The 7,215-nt window shown below is 31.0% G+C and carries 7 protein-coding genes; all 7 read left to right on the top strand.

Annotation, left to right across the window (positions count from 1 at the left end; translation table 11 throughout):
* Nucleotides 1–493 precede the first annotated feature (493 nt).
* Complete coding sequence (locus tag AB8U03_RS16995; RefSeq protein ID WP_369705744.1) at nt 494–3,193, top strand: YhgE/Pip family protein; 2,700 nt, start codon at nt 494–496, stop codon at nt 3,191–3,193.
* 101 nt (nt 3,194–3,294) lie between these two features.
* Nucleotides 3,295–3,723 (top strand): leucine-rich repeat domain-containing protein, encoded by a 429-nt coding sequence (locus AB8U03_RS16990; protein ID WP_369705743.1) that lies wholly within the window; start codon nt 3,295–3,297, stop codon nt 3,721–3,723.
* Nucleotides 3,724–3,859: 136 nt separating this feature from the next.
* Complete coding sequence (locus AB8U03_RS16985) at nt 3,860–4,243, top strand: leucine-rich repeat domain-containing protein (RefSeq protein ID WP_369705742.1); 384 nt, start codon at nt 3,860–3,862, stop codon at nt 4,241–4,243.
* 55 nt (nt 4,244–4,298) lie between these two features.
* Nucleotides 4,299–5,225, top strand: a complete 927-nt coding sequence (locus AB8U03_RS16980; protein WP_369705741.1) for a leucine-rich repeat domain-containing protein — start codon at nt 4,299–4,301, stop codon at nt 5,223–5,225.
* A gap of 162 nt (nt 5,226–5,387) precedes the next feature.
* Nucleotides 5,388–6,104, top strand: a complete 717-nt coding sequence (locus AB8U03_RS16975; RefSeq protein ID WP_369705740.1) for a M48 family metallopeptidase — start codon at nt 5,388–5,390, stop codon at nt 6,102–6,104.
* A gap of 105 nt (nt 6,105–6,209) precedes the next feature.
* A complete protein-coding gene (locus AB8U03_RS16970) occupies nt 6,210–6,761 on the top strand; it encodes a manganese efflux pump (RefSeq protein WP_369705739.1) in 552 nt (183 codons plus the stop codon).
* Nucleotides 6,762–6,781: 20 nt separating this feature from the next.
* Nucleotides 6,782–7,213, top strand: coding sequence for a Fur family transcriptional regulator (locus AB8U03_RS16965; protein ID WP_369705738.1), 432 nt, complete (start codon nt 6,782–6,784; stop codon nt 7,211–7,213).
* Nucleotides 7,214–7,215 lie beyond the last annotated feature (2 nt).

Here is a 7,215-nt window from a genome sequence, read left to right as displayed (position 1 = left end):
TTGCCATAAAAAACTGACCTCCCATAAGTTAGATTTTTAGGTCTAGCTTATGGGGGTCAGTTCAAAATCCCTCTCTTTTTTATTTACGTATTAAGTTAATTTTAGTGTTAATTTACCATAAGATTAGTGATGAATTGCCGTTTATTTTAGCTTAAATTGAAGATATTAGAAATATTACTGCAGATACCGTTAAAATTAACACTATGAAGAAAATTAAAATGGCAGTTTTAACATGCCTGTTTCGTGATTCTATTGGTGAGAGCTGTTCTTTCATGTCAAGATAACTCCTTTTATGTAATTTTAATTATAAATTTAATTAAATTAATTATACAATAAATATCTTACAAATTCAACATTATGATCAGCAAATATAGAAGCAGAACTGCAAGCTTTTTTATTTTGAAGAAGTTATTGACATAAGCATAAAAAAGGTGTTTAATATAACTGACCAGTCAGTTATATTACTTGTAGGAACTTGAAGGAAGGAGATACCATGAACTTTTTTAAAGTAGTAAGTGAGGATATTCTAAATGTGTTGCATAATAAGCTTTTAATACTTGCTGTATCAGCAATAATATTAGTTCCTGTTATATATGGAGGAATTTATTTAGCTGCCTTCTGGAATCCATATGGTAAGACTGGAAATATACCTGTAATTGTAGTTAATTTAGATAAATATGGTGTGATGGATAATAATAAAGTCAATTATGGAAATGATATTGTTGATAATTTAAGGGGGAATAGGGATCTCCAGTGGCATTTTTCAAAAGATCTCAAAAAATCTGAGAAAGATCTGAATAATGGGAAATATTATGCAATGCTTGTAATACCAAACGATTTTACAGATCATATGGTAGAAGCGGATAAGGGGAATTTGAAAAAACCTAGTTTAATATTTGTGACTAATAAGAAAAAAAATTATATAGTGGGACTTATAACAGATAAGGCGGCTACAACTATACAAGATACCGTAAATAAAAATATGACATATAATATTGGAATAAAAATGTACGATAGCTTATACCAATTGAGAGATGGCATGGAAAGTGCATCCAATGGCACGGGTCAAATTAGAGATGGTGTAATGGATATGAAAGATCAAGTACCTGCTTTGAAAAATGGCACAGATAAACTTTATGATGGGGCTTCATCATTGACGGATAACTTGAATAGTGCAGTACAGGGAAGCAATGAATTAAGGGATGGTATTGGAAGTCTAAATGGAAAGATGCCGGATTTGGTAGATGCTATGGGTAAACTTCTCAAAGGATCTTCTACTCTGACCGGTAAAATAGGAGATGCGTGGGATGGAAGCAAATCTCTCAGGGACGGCATAGGATCCCTGGGAAGTCAGATCCCTACATTGACAGATGGAATAAATCAGCTTTATGATGGTTCCACATCACTTCAAGATGGCCTTCACGAAATGGATGATAATATGCCTGATTTAGTCAGTGGTGTAGGTAAATTGCGGGACGGTTCTAAGCAGTTAAAAGACGGGCTGGCTCAAGTACAGTCTGGTGTAGGCACTGCAGAGAATACTTTAAATGATCAAATAGAAAAAAATAAACAGTATATTTTGCAAAATGTTTATCCCAGAGTAGAACAATTAACAAAAATATCAGGAGAAATAAATAAAGCTATACCAGATGACAGCAATTTAAAGATAATTTCTCAAAATATATATGATAATTTATTGCTTTTACAAAATAAATTAAATGATTTAAGTAATACGGGAAGCATAGATGAGGACAAACTTATACAAATTTTAGATGGTGCCATTTCCTATTTGCAGGAAACTTCTGATCAATTGGGAAAGTTAATAAATAATATGGATCCTAATAATCCAATATATAATAGTTGTGTGAATTTAAAAGAACAATTAGATTATTTAACAGGAGATATGCAAATTTTAGAGTCAGGAATAAAAGATGCAGGTCAGCTTGTGAGTGGAATTAACCAGCTGGCAGATGGGGCGAACCAGCTCAATGATGGTTTAAATGAATTATATGACAAAACTAATGAGCTCAAGGATGGAACGGATACGCTGTACAATGGGTCAAGAAATTTGAGAGATGGAATAGGACAACTTAAAGATTCCCTGCCGCAGCTTTCAAATGGTGTAAATGCTTTAGAGAGCGGATCTTCAGATTTATCCGATGGGCTCTATAAAATACATGATGGATCTCAAACTTTGACAGATGGTTTGGGAGAGTTAAATGATAGCGCTCCAGAGCTTCAAAATGGGGTCCAACAGCTTTATGATGGTTCAACGGATCTATCAGATGGATTGTTAAAATTATTTAATGGTTCTGGGACTCTTAGAGATGGTATAAAAACCCTTAAGGATAAAATTCCGGATTTACAAGATGGAATAAATCAATTATATGAAGGTATTTCAGAACTTCATGATAAACTGGCAGATGGGGCAGAACAACTTTCAGATAAATTAGGACCAAGCAGTAAGGAAATGGGTAATTTCCTATCAAGTCCTATGAATATAAAAAACCATCCTCTATATGATATAACTGGGTATGGACAAGGACTGGCACCATATTTTATGAGTCTGGGACTATGGGTAGGTGCTCTTTTAATGTTCTTTGTAATTACAGAAAAAGTGGATCCTAATATAGAGGTAGGCATAAAAGGCATGGTTGTGGGAAAATATTTATCTTATGCTGTATTGGGAGTATTTCAGGCAATATGTATAAGTGTGGTGGTAATGATTCTGGGACTTAAGCCTTCTAATATTTTAATATATTTTCTATTTAATATATTTTTATCTCTTGTGTTTATTGGTATAATACAGAATTTTGTATTTTTACTTGGTGACATAGGAAGGTTCGTTGCTATATTTGTTTTGATACTGCAGCTCACAGCATCAAATGGAACATTTCCAGGGGAATTATTGCCTAAATTCTTTAAGATAATATCGCCATTTTTACCTTTCACATACTCTATATCTGCTATGAGGGAGATAGATTTCGGTATTAATTATAGTGTACTTGGAAAGGACACGGCAGTACTGTTTATATTTTTAGCTGTATCTATGACAAGTTGTCTATTACTTAAAAAGTATTCCTTAAAATTTAATTGGAGTAGTGATATAAGGGAAACTGGAATAGAAACTTTGGAAAAAAGAAGTATTAATAAAGAGATAAATGAAAAAGAAGAAAATAAGCATACTGCCTAAAATTATATGAGAGGGGTGACCATGTGGGTATATTCCCATTAAGCAGTAATAATATCAAGGAATTAGGGAGTTTATGGGGCCTAAATGGTCTAACCAGTCTTATGTTGGACGATAATAATATAGATAATATATCCTATTTGGCTGAATTGCGAAATTTAAAGAGCTTGTATCTTTCTAAAAATCATATAGAGGATGTAACCCCCTTAAGTAAGTTGGAAAATTTAAACAAGGTGTATTTGGATTCTAATCCATTTAATGATGGAAAACCTTTGTTAGAACTTAAAAACCTGCAGAGAATATCTTTAGACAAGGATAAGATTGATAATATAAAGGACTTTAATACTTCAAATTTTAACGATATAGTATGGCTCAAGTATAATGGTGAAGAAATAACTGACTTTGATAGATTAAAAAATATAGTGAATGATGAAAATATGGAAGTTAAATTCAAGGATCCAAAATTAGAAGAAGTAATTAGGGACAAAATAGATAAACCCCAGGGAAAACTTTATAAAAATGATGTTCAATAGTATGTGATAAATTCATTACCAAAAGGGATAGATGTAACAGATTGATTTTTTAAAAGTGAGGTGGATATTATGAATAAGATTAAAATTGCCATATGTTTAGCTGGCATAACTTATCTGTATATATACCACGTCAGTTATGGCTAAACCTATTCAAATTGAAGATACAAATGTTATATTTAATAGAACTTTTGGTACTGATATAAAAAATACAAATAATATAATATTTAAGGATGAAAACTTAAATAGGGTAGTCAGACAGGCCATAAACAAGCCTAGTGGAGATATTACAAGAAGCGATGTATATCCTTTAACTAAAATCGATTTAGAAGGAAAAGATATAAAAGATATATCAGGTATTGAATACTTGGAGAACCTTACAAATTTAGATATAAGCAACAATGATATAGATAATATATATTCTCTTAAATATTTGAAGTATCTTCAAATATTAAATTTGTCTAAAAATAAAATATCTGATATAAGTCCCCTGGAAAAATTAACTTCATTATATAGGAAATGATTGTGTAGAGGATTTAACTCCCCTTAAAAACTCTGAAAGCTTAGAAGATCTGTATATGACAAATTCCAATGTAAGCAGCCTGCAGCCTATTGGGAATCTTACTAATTTGACCATTATAGAGGCAGGAGGTACTGGTGTTTCTGATATTTCACCTATAGTTAATTTATCAAATTTAAAAACATTGAATCTGGGAGATACCAAGGTTTCTTCTTTAAAGGGAATAGAAGGTTTGCAGAAATTAGAATCATTAGGTATAGATAAAACTGAAGTTCAGGACTTATCGCCAGTGGCTGCTCTTTCAGATCTTACAGCTTTAAATATAAATGAAGATAGCATCAGTAATTTAAACCCTATTTCGAATCTTAAAGATCTGGAGAGAATATCTGCCGACAAGACAGGCATAAATACTTTAGAAAGTTTTAAAAACCTAAAAAAGTTGAAGTGGATTACTGCCTGTCAGAATAATATTACGTGCACTGATGGTATTGAAAATTCAATAAACCTGAAAGAATTGAGATCGGATGATAACAACATAAACAATATAAATGCGCTATCCAATTTAATAGCCCTTGACACATTAAGTCTAAGAGACAATAATATAAGTGACTTGAAGCCACTTTATAAACTTAGCTCTATGAAAAATCTGTACTTATACAGAAATGATATAAAGAGTATAGATCCTCTGGTAAATATGAAGTATTTGGTTAGGTTGTATCTTGATAAAAATAATATAAGTAATTTATATGCCTTAAGCCAGATGAAAAGCTTAAAAAGTTTATCTTTTGAAGACAATTCAGTTTCAGATATAGCTCCACTGGGGAAATTTTATAAATTGGAAACCCTTGATATGGGAGACAATTATATAACTGATATAGATGCCATTATGTCATTGCCAAAATTGAAGAATTTAATTCTGACAGGTAATAATGTACCGGAGAGTCGGATAAACTCCCTATCTCCTGATGTTACTGTAACTAAATAAGTTTTTATTACCTTTTGACTGTATGTATAATTTGATCTTAAATTATACATACAGTAATCAAGTGATTCTTGAGTTCAGGTGGAGTTTGCCCATCAGGTACGCTTCAGCATGGTGGGATTAGCAATGGCAGCCATGGCATAATTAGTGTGAGAAGGTGAAAAGATGGAGACTGGTCATAGACTTTCTTCGCTTGAATATAAAGTAATTAAAAAAAACATAAAAAATATAAATATCAGTATAAACGAGAGGGGAGAGATAATTGTAACTGCTCCCCTTGATATAAGTTATAATTCTATAGAGAAAATAATGAGAGAAAAAATAGATTGGATATCTAAAAGTACAAATACCATAAAAAATAAGGTTGGGCATATGAAATCCATGGGCATTTCAGAAGGGAAAAATATACTTTGGTTGGGAAAACTTTTAAAAATAGAAAGACGTGAGTCAGATATAAAGGAATGTCATGTGGAAGCCCTAAAAGATAAAATTATTATTTACGGCAATGGTATATCAATAAAAAATAAGGAGATTGTTAATGAAAACATCCGTAAATTTTATAAAGAAAAAGCTGAGATGATTTTTAACAGAAAAGTAATTTTTTACAGTAAGAAAATAAATGTACATCCCCATAAAATTACAATGAGGTGTCAAAAAACCAGGTGGGGAAGCTGTTCTTCAAATGGAAATTTGAGTTTTAATTACAAGCTTTTAATGGCACCTTTGGACATAATAGATTATATAGTTGTACATGAACTCTGTCATTTAATATACATGAACCATTCTGGGGAGTATTGGAATCTGGTGGGAACTGTAATTCCTCAATATTTAAATAAAAGAAATTGGCTCAAAAATAATGGATATTTGCTCAGATTCCCATAAATTTCAAATAGAGTATAAATATATATATTCCTGGTGTAGACATGAGAAAAAATATAAAGTAAAATAATATTGATACGAGTAAAGTAATGTGAGAGGAAAACTGATATGGAGTTTTATTCCTTGCTTTTGATTGCACTGGCGCTTTCTTTAGATGCTTTTGGTGTTTCACTTTGTATAGGGTTAAATAGAACAATAAAGAGAAAAAACAAAATTCAATTTATGACTTCTTTTGGATTTTTTCAATTTTTTTTTGCAATATCTGGAGCCTATGCAGGATTTTTATTTAACAGATATATTGCTTCTGTACCGGAGATGGCAGGAGGAGCATTAATATTAATAATAGGAATACTAATGCTTAAAGATGGTTTGAAAAGTAAAGAAGCATGTTTGATTATTAAACCAGGAATGGTTATGGTGCTTGGAGTTTCAGTGAGTATTGATGCTTTGGTAATTGGATTTACTACATTAAATAATATAAAAAGTAATTTAAATGTATTATATAGTACTTTGTTTATAGGTGTAACTACATTTTTAATATCTTTGTTTGCCTTTCTGATTTCAAGGTATCTTCGAAAAATACATATTATAAGTAAGTATGCAGATTATATAGGTGGTGTGATACTTATTATATTTGGCATTAAAATGATGCTTTTTTAAAGGAAACCTGGGGTGAATTTATGGATGTAGAAAAATGTTTGAAAAAATATGGAATAAAAATTACAAAGGCGAGATTAAATATTCTGGATATATTATCTAAAAGTGAGGATGCAATAAGTGCAGAAGGCATATTTGAGAGGTTTAGGGAAAAGAATGTAAATGTGGATCTATCTACAATTTATAGATCTTTGGAGTTGTTTGAAACTAAAAAAATTGTGAGAAAGCTTGATTTAGGTCAGGGAGAATATAATTATGCCATAATAAAAGAAAAGCATAAACACATATTACAATGTAGAATATGCCATAAACAAATAGAAATAGATTGCCCTATGCAGCAAGTAGAGGAAATAATAAAAAATAAAACAGGTTTTGTATTTGAAGAAGAAAAACTTGATTTTAAGATAAAAGGTATATGTAGGGATTGCAGAAAAAGAAAAATAAAAAAGCCGTAAAA

Origin of the sequence: Clostridium moutaii (assembly GCF_041205085.1) — a bacterium.
Taxonomy (GTDB): Bacteria; Bacillota; Clostridia; order Clostridiales; family Clostridiaceae; genus Clostridium_B; species Clostridium_B moutaii.
The sequence above is the reverse complement of the archived record's forward strand: the minus strand, read 5'-3'. Positions and strand labels throughout refer to the sequence as shown.

Coding starts and splice junctions, on each gene's coding strand:
- AB8U03_RS16975 (WP_369705740.1), top strand. CDS start 5,388: ATGGAGACTGGTCATAGACTTTCTTCGCTTGAATATAAAGTAATTAAA.
- AB8U03_RS16990 (WP_369705743.1), top strand. CDS start 3,295: ATGTTGGACGATAATAATATAGATAATATATCCTATTTGGCTGAATTG.
- AB8U03_RS16985 (WP_369705742.1), top strand. CDS start 3,860: ATGGCTAAACCTATTCAAATTGAAGATACAAATGTTATATTTAATAGA.
- AB8U03_RS16980 (WP_369705741.1), top strand. CDS start 4,299: ATGACAAATTCCAATGTAAGCAGCCTGCAGCCTATTGGGAATCTTACT.
- AB8U03_RS16970 (WP_369705739.1), top strand. CDS start 6,210: ATGGAGTTTTATTCCTTGCTTTTGATTGCACTGGCGCTTTCTTTAGAT.
- AB8U03_RS16995 (WP_369705744.1), top strand. CDS start 494: ATGAACTTTTTTAAAGTAGTAAGTGAGGATATTCTAAATGTGTTGCAT.
- AB8U03_RS16965 (WP_369705738.1), top strand. CDS start 6,782: ATGGATGTAGAAAAATGTTTGAAAAAATATGGAATAAAAATTACAAAG.